This is a genomic window from Mycobacterium sp. Aquia_216 (assembly GCF_026723865.1).
Lineage (GTDB): Bacteria > Actinomycetota > Actinomycetes > Mycobacteriales > Mycobacteriaceae > Mycobacterium.
In genome coordinates, this window is record NZ_CP113529.1 from 442,359 (window position 1) to 461,649 (window position 19,291).

Consider the following 19,291-nt stretch of genomic DNA (forward strand, 5'->3'; position numbering starts at 1 on the left):
GCGGTGGAGCGTCATGCAGCTTCACGATGATGAAAAGCAAGGCGAGTTGCGGGCTCGGCTGCGGGACTGGCTTGCCGCCACGGTTCCCGATCTGCCTCCTCGCCCGAGCCAGGGTGACGGTCAGGGTCGGCGCAGATACGACCTCGACTGGCAACGCCGTTTGTTCGACGCGGGCTTTGCCGGCATCGACTGGCCAGTGGAGTTTGGCGGCCAAGGTGGTAGCGCCGCCGAACAACTGATCTTCCTGGAGGAAACTGCACGCGCGCGGGCCCCCGGGGTCGGGATGAACCTTGTCGGGTTGATGCATGCTGGGCCGACGTTGATCGCCATGGCGCCGGACGAGATCCAGGCCCGGCTGGTCCCCCCTATCCTCCGCGGAGAATGCGTCTGGTGCCAAGGGTTCAGTGAGCCCGGTGCCGGATCAGATCTTGCCGCGATCAGAACACGCGCCGAACGCGACGGTGACGATTACGTCATCAGCGGGCAGAAGATCTGGAGCACGAACGCCCACGTTGCCGACTGGTGCGAGATGGTCGTGCGTGTTGAGCCCGACTCCGTTGGCCATCAAGGCCTGGCATGGCTTGCCGTTCCGATGGACACGCCGGGGATCGATGTACGGCCCATTCACACCATCGATGGCGGTGCAGACTTTTGCGAGATGTTCCTGGACGAGGTGCGGTGCCCGGTATCACATCGAGTGGGCGAAGAAGGCGGTGGTTGGCAGGTCGCGATGGCGACACTTACGCATGAGCGCTTGCTCGCTTTCACGGGTGATCTCGTCGCGGCGGTACGACTTGCCGACCAACTGGCAGAACGGGTCTCCGGCGATCACACCGTTGCAACCGAACTCGCTCAGCTAAAAGCCGAACTCGCGTCTGCGTGGGCATTGCTTCGCCGCAACGTGTCCGCCTCTGCCTACGGTGCGGCGCCGCGGTTCGAAGTGTCGACATTCAAACTGGGTTTCTCCGCGCTGGCCAATCGGCTGGGAGCGCTCGTGGCGCCCATCGCCACGGCCGCGCTTCCCGGCAAGGACCGCGAATGGGCCGAAGAGGCTTTACGGCAACGACTTTGGATGTTCGCATCTGAGATCGCAGGTGGCACTTCACAAATACAGCGCGACATCATCGCCGAGCGATTACTCGGCCTGCCCAGGAGTCCCCGATGAACCTGGAACTCGACGACATTCAGCACCAACTGGTGGCGGTGACTACCGAGGTGTGCGACACGTTCGCCGGGAAATGGCACACGAGCAATGCGGATCAAGGCGGAAGTGTCAAAGCTCTTGCCGATATCGGCATCCTTGGCGTTCGCCATCCCGAGCCGCAAGGTAGCGGGTTGAGTGCCGTGGAAGCAGTGCTGTCGGCATTCGTGTGCGGTGCCGCACTGGCGCCCACCCCACTGCTGGTGTGGGCTGACCTCCTGGGGTCTGTGACGCCCGGTCTACTCTCCGGTTCGACGACGATCACGGGTTCGTTCGACCAAGATCGCGGTATTAGTTACGGCGGTCGAACGGACCAAGTCGTATTCGTCAGCTCCAGTGGTGCATACGTCTTGGACTCCGAGGCCGTCACCTGGGCGAGCGTGCCGCACATCGATCCGACCTTGCCTCGCGCCGTCGTACGCGGCGCGATTCCCACCACCGGTGTCGCCGTGGCCGGTGCTGACGAGATCGAATGTTGGCGTTGGCAATTCGCTGTTCTGGTGGCAGCCCATCTTGTCGGTGTAGGCGTCGGCGCACTGGATGCCGCGGTGGACTACGCGAAGAAACGCCAGCAGTTCGGTCGCCCGATCGGCTCTTTCCAAGCCATCAAACACATGTTGGCCGACACCTACACCAACCTCGAGATGTCACGAAGCCAAGTGCTGACCGCCGCACTCTGCTGGTCGGAGCGCAACCCCGCCGCACCAGATCAAGCGATCGCCGCGGCCGTCGTGGCAGCCCGAGGAGCAATTCAGGCTGCCCAAACGGCGATCCAGGTGCATGGAGGCATGGGATTTACCACCGAGGCGGTGCCACACCTGTACTACAAACGAGCTTTGCAGCTCCAAGACGATCTGCTCGGAGCGGGTGCACACGCAGCACAACTGCTGCACCGCGATCTCACGGTGCATGGGTAATGGGCGACGTGACCAGCGCGCACGATGGTGGATGGCCCTGGCGCACACCTGAGCGAAAGTGACTGTGCAAGTGATGGACCCGCGCGTTGCATCGGCATCCGAAGAAGAGGCGGCCTACGGCGGCGTTGCCGAGCTCTTCGCCGTCGACCATATCGGCGATGCGACCTGGCGAAGTCGACGCTGCGACCCCAAAGGTGGTCGGATGTACGGCGGTACCCTGTTGGCTCAGCTACTCACGGCCGCCCGCGCAACCCTCACGTCGACCGTGCGCACCAACAGCCTCGACGTACGGTTCCTGCGACCGGCGGATGGCGGCCGTCCCGTCGACTATCAGGTAGAGACGGTGCACGACGGAGCTTCGTCGGCCCTACGGCGCATCAGCGTGACGCAGGATGACCTCACCGTCGCGGTCGGCACCGTCGGCTTCCATAGACCCCGCGTCGGCTGGACGCACGGTACCTGGCCAACAGCGGTGCATCCCGACTCGATGCCGCCGACCGGCACCCCACACCGATCTCGTGCCGTCACCGACGAAGACTTCGACATCCGATTCGTCGACGACCGCACGGACGGAAGATTGGTTCGCCAGTTGTGGTTTCGAACCGTTTCTCAACAACCGTCGGACATCGGCGTCCACGAAGCTGCCTTGCTCTTCGTCAGTGACATCTACTTTTTCGAGCCGCTTTGTCTCGAACACGGCCACTCCGGCAGTGACCGTACGTTGCGCTACGCCACTACGCAGCACTCCGTGTGGTTCCATCGCGCCCCGAAAGTCGACCACTGGTTGCTGATCGAGTCACTCTCACCCGTACAGTCCGGCGGACGTGGTTTGGTGCGCGGCGAAATACGTTCAACGGACCAACAACCCGTTGCCACCGTTATTCAGGAGGCGGTGACATGGGTCGTCGACAGCGCCGAAAGACACTGACCCGTCATCGTCCAGTGACCGCGTCTGCGGTGGATGCCAAAACCCCAGCGTGGCAGGTGAAAACCAGTCACGAGACTACGACCTACGAGTTGCTTCGCGACGGGGCCGCACGCTGGCCGGATCGTGTCTTGGTGCAGTTGGAGAGTGGCGAGACGTGGACGTGGGCGCGCGCGCTTCAGGAGGGGGCCCGCGCGGCGAACGTGCTGGCGAGCAGGGGAGTAGGTCCGCGGGATCGGGTGATGATGCCCTTGCCCAACGGCGAAACCTGGCTGCGGGCATGGTGGGGAGCGACCCTGCTCGGGGCGATGTTCGTAGCGGTGAATCCGAACCTTCGGGGCCGGCTGCTCACAGAAGCGTGCGACTTGGTGGACCCGACGGCAATCGTGGCGCTGGCGGACGTCGCCACGCAGCTCGACGACGCGGCGCAGCAGCTTGTGGTGACCCCGGCGGAATTGAGCGAGGGCTCAGAAGAAGTCGACCCACTCGAGTCACCCCCCAAGCCGTGGGATCCCTGTTGTCTCCTGATGACCTCGGGTACCACCGGCCCGTCGAAGGCCTCGATCACTACCCATGCCTACGTTTGCAGTTTCGTCGACTTCTTGGTGGACGAATGCGGCCTGGGAGCCGACGACGTGTTTCAGGGCGACATGCCCTGGTTCCATCTCTCGGGGATGGCGCCCGCTCTACAGATGATGCGAGTCGGTGGCACGATCGTGGTGAGGTCGGCACCGGCGATGAGTTCATATTGGTCCACCGCAAAGGAACTCGGCTCGACCTTCAGCATCGCGCCCGGCACGGTGTCACAGTTTCTCTCTTCGCAACCGCCGACTCGGGCCGACCGTGACCACTACTTGCGATTCATGTTTTGTGCGCCGCTTCCTGACGACCCTCAGCACTACATGGACCGATTTGGACTGGACGGGTTGGTGACTGCGTACGGCCTGACGGAGACAAACCTGGTGGCCTGCAGCACGCTTCGGACGCCGTGGCGGGCAGGGAGTGGCGGCAGGGTTCGCCCGGGATACGAGATCCGCATCGTTGACGAGCACGACTACCCTGTTCCTCCCGGGGCGGTCGGAGAGTTGACCACCCGCTGTCACCGGCCGTGGCTGCAGTCTCAAGGGTATTTCAAGCGTCCGGAAGAATCGGCCGCGTTGTGGCGTAACGGCTGGCTGCACACTGGCGACGCAGTCCGCGTTGACAGCGACGGGTACTGCTACTTCGTCGACCGTTACAAGGACGCGATACGTCGCCGAGGTGAGAACATCTCGAGCTACGAGGTCGAACGTGAGGTCACTAGCTTCCCCGGAGTCCTCGAGGCGGCCTGTGTCGCATATCCCGCGGAGTTCGGCGGCGACGACGAGGTCAAGGTCTTCGTCGTCGCCGCATCCGATGTCGGCGTCGATTTCCATGCGATGTTGATGTACCTCACCGAACGCATGCCCTATCACATGGTTCCGCGCTTCTATCAACTGATCGATCAGTTACCGAAGACTCCTACACAGAGGGTTCAGAAGCATGTGCTGAGGGCGGCGGGGAATTCGGACGCGACCTGGGATCGACAGCAGGCCGGCTACCGGCTAACACGTGCGGGCCTTGTCACTGAGTGAACCGGGGGCCACGACCTTCGAGGTTCGCACGGACAGCCTCGATCTGGTTTTCGCTGCCCATCGTCTGTCGCATGGCCTTGCGCTCAGCGAGCAATCCCTCCGCGCTCACCGGTTGCGTCAGGGCGGTCAGCGCCTTGGCGTCGCGGATGGCGTGCGGATTTCGCGATGCGACCATGCGTGCCCAATCACGCGCGGCGGAGAGCGGATCCTCGAACAGCGCGGTGACAAGGCCCAACTGCGCCGCGACGGCTCCCGTGATCGTCCTGCCCGAATAGATCAGGTCTCGCGCATGATCAAGGCCGATAAGCGGTGGCAATAGCTGTGTGCCACCCATGTCTGGGATGAGTCCCCAATTGATTTCGCCCACTGCGAACTTCGCGGTTGGGGTCGCGTAGCGCAAGTCCGCTCCCAGCGCCAATTGCAAACCCGCACCCACTGCTGCGCCATGGATAGCAGCGATGACCGGCACCTCGAACATGTCGTCGTTGAAGGCGTTCATCACGTGCGGGCGATTGAGCCGGACATCGGCGACGCCATTGGTTACTTCGACCAGTGCGACATCAGACATCAGTGGCTCGCGATGGGTGCGAGGGATTCCCGACCGCCGCGCGGTGTGCATCCGATGAGAGTGCGTCGACCAATAACTTCCGACTCTCGTTGCTGGAGAACAACAGTCGTTGTGCCATCCATTCGCGCTCGAGTTGGTCGCCAAAGGTCGACTCTGACGCAGAATGCAGGATCCGCTTCGTCGCGCGGCAGGCACCCGCTGGTAAGGTGGCGAACGCCGCGGCACGCGCGGTCGCCGCTTCGATGAGATCCCTTGGTTGGACAACCGCTTCGACGAGTCCAAGTTCGAGAGCCTCTTCGGCCTCGACGGGCTGGGTCCGGGTGAGCAGATCGAATGCCCGCGCCTCGCCGAGAAGTCGAGGCAGCAGCCAACTCACGCCCATCTCGGGGCCCAGACCGATGCGGATCCAGCCGGTAGCGAACTTCGCCGTGGTCGACGCAATTCGGACGTCGTGCAGCAATGCCAACCCCATAGCGCCACCGGCAGCCGCACCGTTGATCGCCGCTACGGTCGGCAGGCCGAGTTCGCGAAAACGTAGTGACCAGCGGCCGATACCGAGATGGTCGACACTTTTTTGCGCGGCAGACTGCGCGGGCAACCCCTTCTCGCCGCCGATGCCGTCGACGCCGAGTTCGCCAAGATCGATGGGGCCGCGACCCGCGAGGTCTTTCAACTCCGACAGATCGGCGCCCACGCCATACGTATCGCCAGCACCCGTCGTCACGAGCGATCGGACCTCGTCGTTCTGGTCGGCCGCCTCGGCCGCCTCGAGTAGATCAGCGAAGAGCCGGCCTCCGAATGCGTTGTGGCGTTCCGGACGATTCAATCTCAGTACGGCGACACTCCCGCGGCGCAAGACCTCGAGATCGCTCATCGCACCGCCTCGCCCACCTCGGCGTTGAACGATCGTACGAATTCCATGGTCAACATGACGACTATTGTGCCGCGAAAACGCGTAACGGTACAGATAACTAAACACTTTAGACAGATCACGGAGCTCGTTCCGCGATCCGCCGATCGGTTGATAAACGGATACCTTGACACGCGTCTTTGCGCATCGCCACCCTGAGTCCTCAACCGGCGGCGACGATTTGAACATCAACGCCACGGCGAACGCGGTGGGCTAAACGCCACGCCCAGCCAAGACCCGCGCTGCGTGGTCGCGGAATTCCGCGCCAATCTTGGCGGCCTCGGTAGCGAATGCACCCGTGTACACGGTGGTCGAACCACCGTCGACCGGAATGACCGCGCCCGTGACCCATGAGGAAGCGTCGCTGCCCAGCCACAAGGCGGCTTCGGCGACGTCGGCCGGTACGCCGAGCCGCCCCAGCGGCTGTGTCCAACCGATGCGCTCGTTCAGATAATGCCGGAACTCCGACAGCTGATCTGCGGGCGCACCAAGATATGCCAGCAGACCGGCGGTGGTAATGAGTCCCGCCGCAATGGCATTCGAACGAATCTTGTGTGGCGCGAGTTCTGCCGCAGCCACCTGGACGACGCCCACGATGGCGCTTTTGGCGATCGAGTATGCGGCCGGCCCCCAACCACCTTGCATACCGGCCGCGCTGGCGGTGCTGAACGATCGATCCGCCGGATTGCTGTGTGATGAATTGGCGTGCGGCGTGCTTGTGTCCCATCACGACCGATCGAGTAAGCAGTGCCAACGACGAATCGAACCCGTCGACGGTCAAATCGGTCAGCGACGCAGTGTCGCCCCGGGTGCCCGCATTGTTGACCATGATGTCAAGCCGGCCGAACTCGCTGACGGCACGACTGATCGCGGATTCAATCTGATTCTCATCAGTGACATCGGTGTGGTGATAAACCAGTGCTTCGCCCCACCCTTGCTCGAGGGCTGCGCCCGCGGCGTCATTGACATCGGCGACGACGACCGAGGCGCCTTCCGACGCAAAGAGCTCGGATGCGGCGAGACCGATTCCGCTGACGCCACCGGTGATGACGGCGACCTTCCCCGCAAGACGCCTAGGGGCCATGGTGATCCTCGATGTGGCGGGTCAGCTTGCCGCGCCGATGATTGCGGCGGTGTCCCAGTAGAACGGGCGGACCTCGACGATGCGGCCATCGTGCACACGCCACACCTCGGCAACCGAGCAGCCCCCCTCGCGATCCCGAAACACCAGGTTCACCAGGCCCACGGCCAGCTCACGGTCGACGACGATGTCATCAACGGTCAACTTGGCCATGTCGAAGGTTTCAAAAACATAAGCCATTGCCTGCAGCACGTTTTGAATGCCCCGGTGGACACCGCCATTGCCTAGGCTTGCTGCCTCGTGCAACACGACGTCGGGATCCAGGATTTCGGTGATTCTCGCCATGTCTGAGGCTTTGGCGGCTGTGTAGGCCGCGGTGATCACACCGCGGGTCGCCTCGGTGACCTGTCTTTGGTCTTCTGATAGCAGATCAGACATCTTCGGCGTCCCTTTCTCGAGGTCCAGTAGAGCGTAGCACCAATCTCAACCGTACGGTTGATACTTCTCGAAGTCCGACTTGGTCCGCGCTAATCGGACTGTAGTGCATACCAAAGCGCGGATCATCTCTGTCTTTAACCGCGGCTGTGCCGAGTCTTCGCGGCGATGGTCTTGGCCCTCGATTCCCTTGACGGGCACGTGGCACAAGAAGAATTCAGCCGATCAGTAGAGATGGCAGCGTCGGCCCCGGCGGCCCTGACTCCAACTGCCCTTGCGCGCCTGGCCGTTCGGCGTGTTCAGACGCCGACCGCAGCGAAGGAATCGAGATCCTGTACCGCCGTGGACAGCCGGTGGATGAGAGCGCGGCAGGTGCTATCGGGCTGCATCCGCGGCTGATATGCCGCACGGCCGATAGTGAATGTCCATGCTGTCAGCGGATAGAACACCATCTGTCGGTAACTGCGCCAGGCTTCCTCAAAGCGCGGGACTTCGACGACACCCTCCTGAGCTAGGCGGTCGAGGTAGAACCTCAGCAGGTCTTTTTCCCAGTCCCTGCGATCCTGCGGCTCACAAGCCGTGGTGACGAAGTAGGTGAAATCGAATGCCCATCCGCCGCGCATACAGGTTTGCCAATCTGTGAGACCCATCCGCCCGTCACCGGTGAGGTAAGTCTGGCCAGCATGGCTGTCACCGTGCAGCAGTGTGGGCGGCAAGTTATCGGTGGCGATGTCCAAGCACCGAACCGTCCCCTGCCATATCCGGTCGGTCTGACCGTGCAGAGAGGAGGGGATGACGTCTTGGGCGCGTTGATGCCCGACGGCGGCGCGGGCACGCATGTTGACAAACGTCGACAGCCTGCGGAGGAAGTCCCGCGGCGTCTTCATGGCGCGAAGATCCGGGCTGTTCCAAAAGGTCCCGTGGTAGGCGGCCATCAGGCCGACGATGTCCTCGACTTGTCCGCGGGTCAGGGACGTGACCGGCTCGATGAATTGTGCTGCTTTCGAATAGGCGATGTCTTCGAGCAGGACGACGGATCGCCACGAGGCTTCGTTGTATGCAGCCCAGTACCCAACTGGTGCTTCAACGTTCAGTCGGGGCAACAGATCCATGAAGAAACGCGTTTCGCCGGCTAGCGCGCCCGAGCCACCAATGATTATGCGTTGCGCAAGTGTCTTGCTGGCTTTGACGAATATCCATTCGGGGAGTCCGGCGTCCACGCCGTCATGGTTGTACCTGATACGTAGGCGAACGCGGCTGGACGTTCCCGAACTGTCAGGGGTCGCCGTAAAGCCCAGTACTCGCGTCCCTGGATGTTGTCGGCACAACACGGCGGTGAGCCACTCGACGGAGACCGCCGTGCCGTCTCGCGGGACGTCTGCGCGTCCGGTCGCGACCGGAGAGGTGATGCGTTCGCACAGGACATGCCCGCCGACTTGGACGATCTTGCTGAGCAGGTCGAGCCTGGGTCCCATGGGGCTCCTTGGGTAACGCGGTATCCGGCCAGCCGCACCACCGCATCATACGAACGATTGAGACAGCGGGCCAGGAAGGCTGGGCGTGCAGTTAGGCTCCGGCACAACCTCAGAAACGCGGAGCATGCTGATGCGGAGATTGACTTATCCAATAATCGAACGAATTATTCGTACGATCGGTTGGTAGTCTCGCACGCATCGACGAAATTGAGGCCCAACGCTGCTCGTGTCGACTGGCGAGCTGTTGGTCGCCGGGTCGCGCAGGGCCACTGCGCCGTCGACTGCTTCCGCGCGGAACTGATGGCGAAAGCCGGTAATGTCGCAACGGTTCAGACTGCTCTTCGCCAACGACATGCCGATGGACACCGGTCGCGATGCCGCCACGATAACCCTCGCGCCAACTGGGCCACGTTATGCCATCCTTCGGGATGTGACCATGGAAGAGCGCCGTCAGTCCAGGACACATGCTGAACGCAAAGCTGTCTCAGCACGCGAGTTAATGCGTGCGGCGGTGGAGCTCATAGCCGAACGAGGTTGGGAGCGTTCATCGAGCGCTGACATCGCCCGGCGTGCCGGCTACAGCAGCACGATGGTAAATGCGCGGTACGGGTCTCGGGATGGACTGTTGAGGGCGCTGCTGCTCACCTACGAAGAGCGTTTTGAGGCCGGAGGCCCGCCGCGGGACAACGGACTCGCGGAGCTACTGGACCGAGTCGAGATTCTGCGTGAGCAAGTGCGCTCGGACGCGGCAACACTCCGCGCATTTCTAATGCTGTGGTTTGAGGCGGTCGGCCCAACCGCCGAGCACCGCTCGTGGATCGAAGCGTGGTTCGTCCGCTATCTCGAGGACCTGACGAATATCGTCGAACGCGGACAGGACGACGGGTCCATTCGTAAAGACATCGATGCTCGCGATGAGGCGCGGTCCTTCTTCGATGCTGGTATCGGCATCTGTTACTCCTGGCTTCTGCATCCCGGCCCGCATGTCGACTCCGTGCTTGTCGGACTGCGTGGGAGGACCGAACGTCTGCTGGGGGTTCTGGGTTAGGGCGTTGCGAGCGGCAAGTTTCGAACGCTCAATAACCTTGCGGTCGTGACCGTCGGCTCTGCAGGATCGTCGAAGGCTGACCGCGTCGCTCACGTCTAACAGCGCTATGCTTATGCATCACCGACCGTACGGTTGAAATCGTATTGAGACACAGACTTGCGATCCATGAATAATCACGATTTGAGTGCAGATTTCATCTTCCTGATGTGCCGGTCGTACGTTTGGTTATGTTTGGAATCGGGGCGGCACGTACGCGAGCGTGTCGCGAGCGAAAAGCTGGAAACGAGGAACGAATGGCATGGGTCGTCGGGCTTGGTGGGCCTATCGCGCGCGAGTCCGATCTAACTGGCAAAGCCGTCAGTCTGCACAGCCGCGTCCGCCGTGGGCTGCCTGTTCAACCCGGATTTTGCGTGTCAGTGCAGGCTTACCGCCACGCGATCGAGGCAAGTGGCCTCGGTGCGCAGATCGATGCTTATCTCGCAGCGGGTCTCGACGACCATCAGACTTCGGATCGACTCCGGGGATTGTTCGGTTCGACGACGATGCCAGTCGCTGTCGCGGCCGAAATTCGGACGGCATACACCGCCCTCGGCCAAGACGTGCCCGTTGCGCTGCGTTCCAACGCCGCCGAGGACACCGCGGCCGCACCGTTCGCAGGCCGGCAAGACGGCTTCCTGTGGGTTAGAGGTGCGGACGCTGTCGTATCGGGCGTCATCGACTGTTGGGCCAGCCTGTTCACCCCACAAGCCATCGGCTATTGCCGACGGTTCGAGGTCCCAGCCACCGAAGTCGCGGTGGGCGTCGTCGTGCAGCAGACGGCCGCACGCGTCGGGGAAGTGGTGACCGGCGATGAGCACGGATCACTCAGGGGTGAGAACACGTCGTTCAGGATCGCTGCCTGTTTCACTGCCGGCGGCCGTCCTGTCGACGGCGTCATTGTCAGCGAAGGTGACCGATTCGGCGGATGGTCGTTGTGGGTCGACGCCGGACACCTCGTCTACAGTTGCATTCTCGGCGGCCCGGAGCTGACGACGATTCGGAGCGGTACCGCGATCGTGATGCCGGGAACGCACAGCATCATTGCTGAATTCGATTGTGACAGTGGTGGCTTTGGCCGAGCCGGCAGACTGTCGATGCGTCTCGATGGCACCGAAGTGGTGCGAGCGCGGATCGCACGCACCACCCCGTTCACCCCGTCGGGCAATGGAAAGCTCAATATCGGGATCGATCGCGGTACACCTATCACGTCGGAGTATCGACGCGGGGGAGGCAACCCGTTCACCGGCGTTATCTACACGGTCGAGGTGGAACGAGGCGCCGGCGGAGTGAAGACGACCGCGGCTGACCAACTATGCGCCGAACGGCGCTGACGCTCCCGCGCATCGATGGCGTCGACGATCACGACGCGAGCGCCCGCATCTGTGAACCGCCGGGCGATGCCCTCGCCGATCCCGGCGCGCCCCGCCGTGACGATGACGACTTTGCCGGTGAGGCTCATTCGAGCCGATCTCGCAAGGCCTTGAACGTCCGGTTAAGGAGGTCGGCGTTGGCGACGATATCGCCGAAGTCACCCGTCGTGACGGTCTGCCCGTAGTTGGCAATGAGCACGTGAGTCATGCCCGCGCGGATGTATGGCACCACCATGTCGGCGATCTGCTCCGGCGTGCCGGTGAACTTCGAGTCACGCACCACCGACGGCGGAACTTGCTCGCAAATTTTCAACGCGTCTTCGCGGCTCCATTCCATCGGAACAAAGTCGGTCGTGTAATGGAAGTCGTCGCCCAACGGGTGCGGAGGGTTGTTCGGGTTCCACTGCTGCCAGGATCGACCGCCTGGGCACATGATCGCCGCGTCCCAGCGCAGTGCCAAGTTGTGCGTGAGAGCGGTCGCTTCGTCCTCGGTGTCGCCGATCAGGCAGAGGAAGGTGCCATAGAACTCGAGGGCGTCGGGGTCTTGGCCAGCTTCAATTGCGTAGTTGCGGACGGTGTCTCGCCCTTGGGCGAACCACCTGGCGTCACCGGCGGCGGGATAATACGATAGCCACCCATCCGCATAGCGACCTGCGATTTCCATCGATCGGCCGGGACCCCCCGCGATGATGATCGGTGGCGGGCGGTCGCCGTAGGGGCCCAGCGGCAGCACCGCGTCCTTCAACGACCAGATCGGGCCGTCGTAATCGACGGTGTCCTCCGCGTCCATCAGCAGCTTGATGATCTTGGTCGCCTCTTCGAGATGGGCGAACGGCTTGCGACGGACTAGGCCGTAGGGGCCGAACTGCTTGTGTTCCCCGGCGCCCAGGACAAGCGTGAACCGGCCGCTGCTGGCGTGGTCCATCGAGAGCGCCATCTGGGCCAGATTCGGAGGGGAGCGCCGCATCGCATCCGAGATTGCACTGAACTCGATCCGGTCGGTGCAGGAAGCGGCTGCACTCACGCAGACCCAGGGGTCCATCCAGCAGTCAACGTCGAAGGTCTCAGCAGCTTTCACGAGATCCGGAGTCCAGATGGAGCGCGGGATACTGAGGTTGAGCTGATCGCACTGGAGTATGAAGTCGAGGCCTTCGGCCTCGTAACGACGAGCGCCTTCCACCACATTCGAGAACGGGGGGAAGTAGACGCCCGCTGCGCCGAGTTTGACATCTGACACCGCATACTCCCTGCCCTAAAACGAGCGTTTGATAGATCAGAACATACTAAATATTGATTTAGTAAGTCAAGTATTGCTGAGGCAGAATGAGCAACGATGACGACGTCGCGACGAACACAACAAGAGCGCAGTGCGGATTCGGCCCGACGGCTGCTGACCGCAGCGATTGAACTGATCGCTGAATTTGGCTGGGAGCGCACCTCGAGTTCCGCGATCAGCCGCCGCGCCGGATTCAGCGCCAGCATGGTGAACGTCCGCTACGGCTCGAAGGAAGCTCTGCTCGAGGCGTTGCAACGGTCTTACGAGTCGCGATTCGTCCCCGAACGGGCGGTTTCGGGCTCGGCGCGCGAACGCGTGCTCGCCCAGGTAGAGCGCCTTCGTGAGGAGGCGCTGGAGAACCGCGAGACCTTTCGCGCATTCCTGATGCTGTGCTTCGAGACGATTGGTCCGATCGCCAGTCTGAGGCCCTGGGTCGAAGACTGGTTCGACCGCTACGTCGCGAACCTTGCCGCAATCATCGAGGATGGCGTCCGGGATGGGTCGATTCGCTCCGATGTCGATGCACGCGCCGAGGCGCAGCACTTTCTCGACGTCGGAACCGGCATCTGTTTCACCTGGATCTTGCGCTCCGGGGCCATCGATTTCGATGCCGCGTTGACCGACTGGGCGCGCCGGACGGACGACTGGCTGGCGCCGCGTTGAGGCGCCCTGCCGCCCGCTGGATCCGGGCGGCGATGATTCGGCCGCTCGGTTGAAAATTGCTTAGCGACTATTGAATATTTAGTGACCGCTTAATAGTCTCGTGGTGGTGACCGTTACCACGTCAGTCCCTGTGCACTTCGACCGGAGTCAGTCGCCCAAGCTGGTGGGTGAGATCGCTCGCGCCATGGAGGCCTCGGGCGCGGTCGACTATTTCCAGACCTACGATCAGTTGACCAACTTGTTGCCCAACGCATTGTGGACGCCGGACGTTACTCCGCTCGCCGAGTTATCGCCCGATTGTGACAGTTTCGCGGATGGGCTGTTGCTGGCCGCTTTCGGTATGGCTGCCACCGAAGGCACGTTGGGGCTTTCCTGGACCACTGACGCTGTTCGACGCGGCCCCGCGGAACTCGCACAGAGCACCCTGACGCTGGCCAATGCCACGAGCAAGATGGTGCTGATGCTCGGCGCCGGCGAGCTCAAGCAATGCCGTCCCTACGGGTACAAGCGGTTGGAGGGGCTGGCCCGGCTCGAGGACCACCTAAGACTGCTTCCCCAGTTGTTCAACGCCGAAGGCCCGATCGACTTTGAGGGCAACCATTGGAACTACAAGGGCGCGTGGATTGGCGGCATTCATCCGCACAAACCAAAGGTGTGGGCGATGGGCGGTGGGCCCAAGTTGATCGAGATGGCGGCCAAGTACGCCGACGGGATCTCGGCGTCATCGCCGTGCGCGATCGTCACCCCGGAGGACCTGGCCAAGATCGTCGTCGATGTCAAGAAGAAGGTCGAGGAAGTCGGCCGTGATCCCGACGCCTTCGAATTCAGCTTGTGGATCCCGACGTTTCTGCATGATGATCCAGCGATCATCGACCAGGCGCTGGACAACAAACTCGTCAAGGCTTGGGCGGCAGTCTTCGGCCGGTTCCATCACGATGTCTGGGCTGACGAAGGCATCGATCCGATCATGCCGAAGGGTTTCCACTACGCGCTCAAGGCCATTCCCACGCAGTGGGCGCGGGAAGAGTGCGACGACATTGTCTCCAAGGTGACCCGCCCGATGGCAGAAAAGAGCGTGTTTACCGGTCCGCCCGCCGATGTTGCCAAGACGATCGGGGAGTACGTCGAAGCGGGTGCGACTCACATCGCGGTCTGGGACTTCGGGCCAATGGTTCGGCCTGTCGAAGAGGCGCCGGCGACGATGGCGCGCGCGCTGGAACTCTGCAGGCTGCTCAAGGGGTGACAACACGCCGTTCCGTGGGGTAGTTCGATGCCTAAGCGGCGCGCTCCCATAGTGATCGGATCCTGACGTGACAGGGACTGCTGGTGCGGCTTTTCCGCCGTCGGCGTGCGTGGGCCCGCTGCGTCAGCGGAAGCGGATGTTCGAGGTCGCCAGGCCGAAGATCTTTCGACCACCGGACTTCGCGCCGACGAGGACGACGCCGGCGCGGGTTGCCGGGTCCAGCGACTTGATCCGGCCGCTGTACTCGATGTCTGCACCTTCGGCGGCCGACACGATCACGGGCTGGGACAGCCGGACCGCGAAGCGGGTAATCGCACCGGGGTCGCCCGCCCATGCGGAGGCGAATCCGGCACCCAAACCCATGGTGAGCATTCCGTGGGCGATCACATCGGGCTGCCCCGCCATTTTGGCGAGGTTCTCGTCCCAATGAAGCGGATTGGCGTCGCAGGCCACCCCGGAGTAGTTCACCAGGTCGCCGCGGGAGAGTCGGGCGTGGTGCACCGGTAACTCATCGCCGACCTGCACGTCATCGAAGGACGGTGTCCCCGGGGTCCGGGTCGCGCCTCCGTCGGAGATCCGAACCTCGTCCGCCGGGCGCACCGCCTTCTGGTAGTCCGCATCGGAGTAGTCGATTCCGGCGAGGTTCACGTCGTGCATCATCACTTTCTGCGCGGTCGCCCTGATCGACGGATCTACATCCTCGGCGGTGACGCCGACGACGGTGGTGTGCAGGGTGTGTACCCGCTCGCCGGCAGTGTCGGTGAATGTGTTGGTCACGGTGATCAAGTCTCTGCCGGCGAACCTGCGTACCGACGACAGTTCCACGTCGATGTGCAGTTCGTCGCCGGCCACGATGGGGCGGTGCTGCTCAAAGACCTCTTCGGTCTGCAAGTACATCTCGTAACCGATGACCACCGATTCGAACAGATGCCGGTTGGCTGCCATAGCCGGGGCCGACGTGAACGTCAGCGGCGCCACCAGATCTGAATATCCCAGCTCAGCGGCGGCGCCGACATTCCAGTGCGCGGGGTGATAGTCCTGCACGGCGCGGGCGAACTCGCGCAACTTCTCGCGGCCGACCTGGTAAGTGTCGTCGATCTGGTAGTAGTGGCCGACCCGCGATTCGAGCGCCGACGTTTCCGCTGCTGCGGTCATGAAGTGTCCAACTTTTCTACCGGCCTGTTCACGGAGGCCGACCTACGCACACTAACGCGCCGACGTCGGCCCGCTGGACGGGTATTGCCATGTCGCGCCTCTCAGGTCGGCTCGCATAAGGTCGATCCATGCCGGTCGCCGCCAAGCCCGTCCTGGTCCGGTCCGATCGCATCTTGTTGCTGCTCTCGGTGATTTTGGTGCTGGTCGCCGGGTTCGCTCATTTCGGTGGCTGGAACTCGGTGCTGACGTTCCTCATCGCCGCTGCGGCGGTCGGCGTTCTCGCGGCGGTGGTCGGCCACAGCGTGGACCAGCTCGGCGACCGCTTCGGAGCCGGCGCCACCGGCGTGCTCCAGTCAGCGCTCGGTAACCTCCCCGAGCTTTTCATCTGCCTGTTCAGCCTCCGGCACGGCCTGGTTGACGTGGTCCGCGCCGCGTTGGTCGGGTCGATCCTGGCGAACCTCCTGCTGGTGCTGGGGCTCGCGTTCCTAGCCGGCGGACTACGTCACGGGCCCCAGCAACTCGGGTCGAACCGCGCCCGCACCGTGACGGTGCTGATGCTGCTGTCGGTCACGGCGATGTCGATCCCCTCGGTGGCCTACTGGATCCACACCCCGGCCGCCAAGCACGAGGACGCACTTTCGATCATCGTTTCGGTGCTGCTGCTCGGCCTGTTCGCCCTGTCCTTGCCGGCCTCGCTGCGCCGGGACGACGACGACGCCCAGTCGGCCGGGTTCCACGAGCAGCCGCGCTGGCCGGTCTGGCTCGCAGTCGGCATGCTCGCCGCCGCCGGTGTCCTCGCCGCCTTCGTGTCGGAGTGGTTCGTCGATGCGCTGCAACCGGCCATGCACGCGCTCAATATCTCCGAGGTGTTCGCGGGCCTGGTCGTGGTGGCGATCGCCGGCAACGCGGTGGAGAACTTCGTCGGCATCCAGCTCGCCGCGAAGGGACAGTCCGCGTACGCATTCTCCGTCGTCCTCAATTCGCCACTGCAGATCTCGCTGGTGCTGGGGCCGGCGCTGGTGCTCATCTCGCAGGCCACCGGGACGGCCGGGCTGACGCTGGTCTTCAGCCCGATGTTGGTGGTGGCGCTGCTGCTCGCGGTGGTGCTCGCCGCATTCATTTCATTCGACGGCGAATCGACGTGGCTCGAAGGAGCCACCCTCGTCGTCCTCTACGGGATCATCGCCACCGCCTTCTGGTGGGGCTGAGCAGCACCAGTACCGCGGCGGCTAACTTCGATAGCCATGACCGTGTATGCCCTGAACCTGTTCGACATCGCCGATGCCGACGAGTACCGCACCTACTCCCGACGTTCACCCGCCGAGGTGGCCAAGCGCGGCGGCCGCGTCGTTGCACTCGGGAGTTTCCAGCATGCGGTCATCGGCGCCATCGAGCCGCGTCAGGTGCTGATCCTCGTGGAGTGGGAATCCCGGAAGGCCTTTGACAGCTATTGCAACGACCCGGAACTCGCGGATCTGCATCCGCATCGCGAAGACGGATCGTCGGGATACATCTGGCACCTGTTCGACCGCCTCGATGACCTCAGGCCGATACTGAATCGCTAACGTCGGCCAAATCGATTACCGCACAGTCACATCCAGTGAATATCGCCTCGCGATGTGATTGGCGTTGTCCTCCTGCACGAGTGTCACATGCACGGTGCCCGCAGCTACGGCTTGGTATCTGCTTGTAAAGGTGCCACCGCTGGCGGCGCCGGGAGGCGGCTGATTGGGTTGATAGCGAGAGCCCAGATATTTGAGGATCGCGAAGTCGTGCTTCTCCTCGTCGTGCCATTGGCAGTTCGACTTGGCGTAGTCGTCGGCCAAGTCGATGTCGAAAATGTCACCCTCGTCGATCGTGACATGCCCGCCGTTGTCGGAATCATGCGCCGTCGCGTCGGGGTCCGCCGAACACCCCACCGCCAACAGCAGGCAGGCCAATGACAGCATCGACTTCCAGCGCACGTCCCCGCCTAGATCTTGAGATAGCCCTTGTCGGCAGGGATTTGAGCCGCGGTGACCAACGAGGACGCATCGCTGGCCAGCCACACCACGATATCGGAAATCAGGTCTGGGGCGGCCAACGAATCGGTGGGCAGCGCTCCCGGTGAGAAGCTGTGGATGTAATGCGGGTGGTCTTGAAAGACCTGGTACATCGACAGGTCGTTGCCCATCGGGGTGTCGGTGCCGTACGGGTGCACGGAATTGACGCGAATGCCGAACTCGCCGAGCTCGACCGCCAACGAGTTGGTGAGGCCGACCACCCCGAATTTGGTGGCGCAGTAATGGCCGCAGCCCGGAACGGCTTTGATCCCCGCCGCGGAGCTGATGTTGATGATCGACCCGCCATTGCCGGCGGCGATCATCGGCGGCACCGCGGATTTGATGGTGTTCCACAGCCCGGTCAGGTTCGTATCAAGGGTCTCCTGCCACTGCTGAGCCGAAATCTCCCACACCCGACCCCAATTCAGCACGCCGGCATTGGCCACCACGATGTCGAGCCGGCCGAACTGCTCGATCGCGTTCGCCACCACCCGCTGCTGGCCGGGCAGGTCACGGACGTCGACCTCGTCGGCGACGATCTTGCGTCCCTCGCCCTCGACCAGGCTGATCGTCTCGGCGAGGTCTTCGGGTGATGCCGGGGGATAGCCGTTGTGCGCGGCAACCGGCGCGCACGCGTCGATCGCGACGATGTCGGCGCCGGCCCGGGCCAACCGGATGCAGTGCGAGCGGCCCTGTCCTCGGGCCGCTCCCGTCACGTAGGCGACCCTCCCGGCCAACGGGGTGGCGGTGTCGGTCATGCCGATAGCTCCTTTGCTTGCGGCGCCGGCTCTAGCGAAGCAACCGGTCGGATGCGAAAATCGTAGTCCGTCAACGGCGATCGCCGGCCGAATCGACGCGATGCGATGATAGCCGCGCAAGTACCGGACCGCCGGGGACTGCCCGCTGAATTGGGGCAATGCGTTGGTCGTCACGGGAGGCCAACCGGGTCAGTTCGCCTGCCACATCGACAGCGCTTTCGGTGACGGCCCGCTGCTTGACCTCCGCAACACCACACTGTCGGCCCGATGTCGTGCACCAATACACCGGCGGCCATTCAATGCCGGAACACGAACACGAACACGCAGCACGGATTCGATTTGTCGCGTCAGGCATACCGCCCGTACTGAACTTGGAAATCGGTGGTTTGACCAGGCGTCGAGCGGGTATCTTCACCGCACAGTTCGAGTAGGGGGCCTGAGATGGCGGCAATTGAGCAGGGTCGTGCACGGTGCCCGCGATGCGCGGCATTTGCTGAGTACCGGTTCCTGGAAATCGGCGGCGACAGGCTCGAGTACGAGGTGCGCTGCGATACCTGCGGCCACGTTCACTC

At 63.1% G+C, this 19,291-nt stretch carries 20 protein-coding genes and 2 pseudogenes; 11 read left to right on the forward strand and 11 right to left on the reverse strand.

Annotation, left to right across the window (positions count from 1 at the left end; translation table 11 throughout):
- The first annotated feature begins 13 nt into the window (after nucleotides 1-13).
- From OK015_RS02085 to OK015_RS02100, 4 genes are all read left to right on the forward strand, one after another.
- Nucleotides 14-1,165: an acyl-CoA dehydrogenase family protein gene (locus OK015_RS02085; RefSeq protein WP_268128889.1), complete on the forward strand. Its 1,152-nt coding sequence runs from the start codon at nucleotides 14-16 to the stop codon at nucleotides 1,163-1,165.
- Entirely contained in the window at nucleotides 1,162-2,118 is a 957-nt protein-coding gene (locus tag OK015_RS02090) for an acyl-CoA dehydrogenase family protein (protein WP_268128891.1), read from the forward strand. Before OK015_RS02085 ends, OK015_RS02090 begins: the two co-directional genes overlap by 4 nt.
- 73 nt (nucleotides 2,119-2,191) lie before the next feature.
- Complete coding sequence (locus OK015_RS02095) at nucleotides 2,192-3,046, forward strand: acyl-CoA thioesterase (RefSeq protein WP_268128893.1); 855 nt, start codon at nucleotides 2,192-2,194, stop codon at nucleotides 3,044-3,046.
- A gap of 14 nt (nucleotides 3,047-3,060) precedes the next feature.
- Nucleotides 3,061-4,656 (forward strand): AMP-binding protein, encoded by a 1,596-nt coding sequence (locus OK015_RS02100; RefSeq protein ID WP_268128894.1) that lies wholly within the window; start codon nucleotides 3,061-3,063, stop codon nucleotides 4,654-4,656.
- Here OK015_RS02100 and OK015_RS02105 read toward each other — a convergent pair.
- From OK015_RS02105 to OK015_RS02125, 6 genes and pseudogenes are all read right to left on the reverse strand, one after another.
- Nucleotides 4,646-5,224 (reverse strand): enoyl-CoA hydratase-related protein, encoded by a 579-nt coding sequence (locus OK015_RS02105; RefSeq protein WP_268128895.1) that lies wholly within the window; start codon nucleotides 5,222-5,224, stop codon nucleotides 4,646-4,648. The two genes, OK015_RS02100 and OK015_RS02105, sit on opposite strands and share 11 nt — an antisense overlap.
- Nucleotides 5,217-6,098, reverse strand: coding sequence for an enoyl-CoA hydratase/isomerase family protein (locus OK015_RS02110; protein WP_268128897.1), 882 nt, complete (start codon nucleotides 6,096-6,098; stop codon nucleotides 5,217-5,219). The genes OK015_RS02105 and OK015_RS02110 overlap by 8 nt, the downstream gene beginning before the upstream one ends.
- Nucleotides 6,099-6,347: 249 nt before the next feature.
- Nucleotides 6,348-6,779, reverse strand: coding sequence for an SDR family oxidoreductase (locus OK015_RS02115; RefSeq protein ID WP_268128899.1), 432 nt, complete (start codon nucleotides 6,777-6,779; stop codon nucleotides 6,348-6,350).
- 55 nt (nucleotides 6,780-6,834) lie between these two features.
- A pseudogene (locus tag OK015_RS29185) lies at nucleotides 6,835-7,218 on the reverse strand (SDR family NAD(P)-dependent oxidoreductase); the annotation flags it as partial.
- A gap of 21 nt (nucleotides 7,219-7,239) precedes the next feature.
- Nucleotides 7,240-7,653 (reverse strand): nuclear transport factor 2 family protein, encoded by a 414-nt coding sequence (locus OK015_RS02120; protein ID WP_268128901.1) that lies wholly within the window; start codon nucleotides 7,651-7,653, stop codon nucleotides 7,240-7,242.
- A gap of 296 nt (nucleotides 7,654-7,949) precedes the next feature.
- Entirely contained in the window at nucleotides 7,950-8,870 is a 921-nt protein-coding gene (locus OK015_RS02125; RefSeq protein WP_268128903.1) for a phosphotransferase, read from the reverse strand.
- A 754-nt stretch (nucleotides 8,871-9,624) separates the two neighbouring features.
- On the opposite strand from OK015_RS02125, the pseudogene OK015_RS29190 reads away from it, so the two are divergent.
- From OK015_RS29190 to OK015_RS02135, 3 genes and pseudogenes are all read left to right on the forward strand, one after another.
- Nucleotides 9,625-9,702: pseudogene (locus OK015_RS29190) on the forward strand (TetR family transcriptional regulator); the annotation flags it as partial.
- A gap of 48 nt (nucleotides 9,703-9,750) precedes the next feature.
- Nucleotides 9,751-10,173, forward strand: a complete 423-nt coding sequence (locus OK015_RS02130; protein ID WP_268128905.1) for a hypothetical protein — start codon at nucleotides 9,751-9,753, stop codon at nucleotides 10,171-10,173.
- A gap of 293 nt (nucleotides 10,174-10,466) precedes the next feature.
- Complete coding sequence (locus OK015_RS02135) at nucleotides 10,467-11,543, forward strand: PEP/pyruvate-binding domain-containing protein (protein WP_268128907.1); 1,077 nt, start codon at nucleotides 10,467-10,469, stop codon at nucleotides 11,541-11,543.
- Here the strand turns inward: OK015_RS02135 and OK015_RS29015 are convergent.
- Together OK015_RS29015 and OK015_RS02145 are read right to left on the reverse strand one after the other, a co-directional pair.
- The gene (locus OK015_RS29015; protein WP_326498512.1) at nucleotides 11,465-11,671 is read right to left on the reverse strand and encodes an SDR family NAD(P)-dependent oxidoreductase; all 207 of its coding nucleotides are present in this window, start codon (nucleotides 11,669-11,671) and stop codon (nucleotides 11,465-11,467) included. The genes OK015_RS02135 and OK015_RS29015 overlap by 79 nt on opposite strands.
- Nucleotides 11,668-12,819 (reverse strand): LLM class flavin-dependent oxidoreductase, encoded by a 1,152-nt coding sequence (locus OK015_RS02145; protein WP_268128909.1) that lies wholly within the window; start codon nucleotides 12,817-12,819, stop codon nucleotides 11,668-11,670. Before OK015_RS02145 ends, OK015_RS29015 begins: the two co-directional genes overlap by 4 nt.
- 96 nt (nucleotides 12,820-12,915) lie before the next feature.
- Between OK015_RS02145 and OK015_RS02150 the strand changes: the two genes are divergently transcribed.
- Both OK015_RS02150 and OK015_RS02155 read left to right on the forward strand, forming a co-directional pair.
- Nucleotides 12,916-13,521 (forward strand): TetR/AcrR family transcriptional regulator, encoded by a 606-nt coding sequence (locus OK015_RS02150; RefSeq protein ID WP_268128910.1) that lies wholly within the window; start codon nucleotides 12,916-12,918, stop codon nucleotides 13,519-13,521.
- Between the two features lie 106 nt (nucleotides 13,522-13,627).
- The gene (locus tag OK015_RS02155) at nucleotides 13,628-14,764 is read left to right on the forward strand and encodes an LLM class flavin-dependent oxidoreductase (protein ID WP_268128911.1); all 1,137 of its coding nucleotides are present in this window, start codon (nucleotides 13,628-13,630) and stop codon (nucleotides 14,762-14,764) included.
- Nucleotides 14,765-14,887: 123 nt separating this feature from the next.
- On the opposite strand, the gene OK015_RS02160 is transcribed toward OK015_RS02155, so the two are convergent.
- Nucleotides 14,888-15,919 (reverse strand): fused (3R)-hydroxyacyl-ACP dehydratase subunits HadA/HadB, encoded by a 1,032-nt coding sequence (locus OK015_RS02160; RefSeq protein ID WP_268128913.1) that lies wholly within the window; start codon nucleotides 15,917-15,919, stop codon nucleotides 14,888-14,890.
- Between the two features lie 128 nt (nucleotides 15,920-16,047).
- Here OK015_RS02160 and cax point away from each other — a divergent pair, with 128 nt between their 5' ends.
- Nucleotides 16,048-17,127, forward strand: coding sequence for a calcium/proton exchanger (gene cax, locus OK015_RS02165; protein ID WP_268128914.1), 1,080 nt, complete (start codon nucleotides 16,048-16,050; stop codon nucleotides 17,125-17,127).
- A gap of 36 nt (nucleotides 17,128-17,163) precedes the next feature.
- Nucleotides 17,164-17,484, forward strand: a complete 321-nt coding sequence (locus tag OK015_RS02170) for a DUF1330 domain-containing protein (protein ID WP_268128915.1) — start codon at nucleotides 17,164-17,166, stop codon at nucleotides 17,482-17,484.
- Between the two features lie 15 nt (nucleotides 17,485-17,499).
- Here the strand turns inward: OK015_RS02170 and OK015_RS02175 are convergent, their stop codons facing one another.
- Together OK015_RS02175 and OK015_RS02180 are read right to left on the reverse strand one after the other, a co-directional pair.
- The gene (locus OK015_RS02175; protein WP_268128917.1) at nucleotides 17,500-17,868 is read right to left on the reverse strand and encodes a protease inhibitor I42 family protein; all 369 of its coding nucleotides are present in this window, start codon (nucleotides 17,866-17,868) and stop codon (nucleotides 17,500-17,502) included.
- A 23-nt stretch (nucleotides 17,869-17,891) separates the two neighbouring features.
- Entirely contained in the window at nucleotides 17,892-18,719 is an 828-nt protein-coding gene (locus OK015_RS02180; protein WP_268128919.1) for a mycofactocin-coupled SDR family oxidoreductase, read from the reverse strand.
- Nucleotides 18,720-19,291: the final 572 nt, after the last annotated feature.

Coding starts and splice junctions, on each gene's coding strand:
- OK015_RS02160 (WP_268128913.1), bottom strand. CDS start 15,919: ATGACCGCAGCAGCGGAAACGTCGGCGCTCGAATCGCGGGTCGGCCAC.
- OK015_RS29015 (WP_326498512.1), bottom strand. CDS start 11,671: ATGAGCCTCACCGGCAAAGTCGTCATCGTCACGGCGGGGCGCGCCGGG.
- OK015_RS02110 (WP_268128897.1), bottom strand. CDS start 6,098: ATGAGCGATCTCGAGGTCTTGCGCCGCGGGAGTGTCGCCGTACTGAGA.
- OK015_RS02150 (WP_268128910.1), top strand. CDS start 12,916: ATGACGACGTCGCGACGAACACAACAAGAGCGCAGTGCGGATTCGGCC.
- OK015_RS02095 (WP_268128893.1), top strand. CDS start 2,192: ATGGACCCGCGCGTTGCATCGGCATCCGAAGAAGAGGCGGCCTACGGC.
- OK015_RS02175 (WP_268128917.1), bottom strand. CDS start 17,868: ATGCTGTCATTGGCCTGCCTGCTGTTGGCGGTGGGGTGTTCGGCGGAC.
- OK015_RS02105 (WP_268128895.1), bottom strand. CDS start 5,224: ATGTCTGATGTCGCACTGGTCGAAGTAACCAATGGCGTCGCCGATGTC.
- OK015_RS02115 (WP_268128899.1), bottom strand. CDS start 6,779: ATGCAAGGTGGTTGGGGGCCGGCCGCATACTCGATCGCCAAAAGCGCC.
- OK015_RS02090 (WP_268128891.1), top strand. CDS start 1,162: ATGAACCTGGAACTCGACGACATTCAGCACCAACTGGTGGCGGTGACT.
- OK015_RS02180 (WP_268128919.1), bottom strand. CDS start 18,719: ATGACCGACACCGCCACCCCGTTGGCCGGGAGGGTCGCCTACGTGACG.
- OK015_RS02085 (WP_268128889.1), top strand. CDS start 14: ATGCAGCTTCACGATGATGAAAAGCAAGGCGAGTTGCGGGCTCGGCTG.
- OK015_RS02120 (WP_268128901.1), bottom strand. CDS start 7,653: ATGTCTGATCTGCTATCAGAAGACCAAAGACAGGTCACCGAGGCGACC.
- OK015_RS02170 (WP_268128915.1), top strand. CDS start 17,164: ATGACCGTGTATGCCCTGAACCTGTTCGACATCGCCGATGCCGACGAG.
- OK015_RS02135 (WP_268128907.1), top strand. CDS start 10,467: ATGGCATGGGTCGTCGGGCTTGGTGGGCCTATCGCGCGCGAGTCCGAT.
- cax (WP_268128914.1), top strand. CDS start 16,048: ATGCCGGTCGCCGCCAAGCCCGTCCTGGTCCGGTCCGATCGCATCTTG.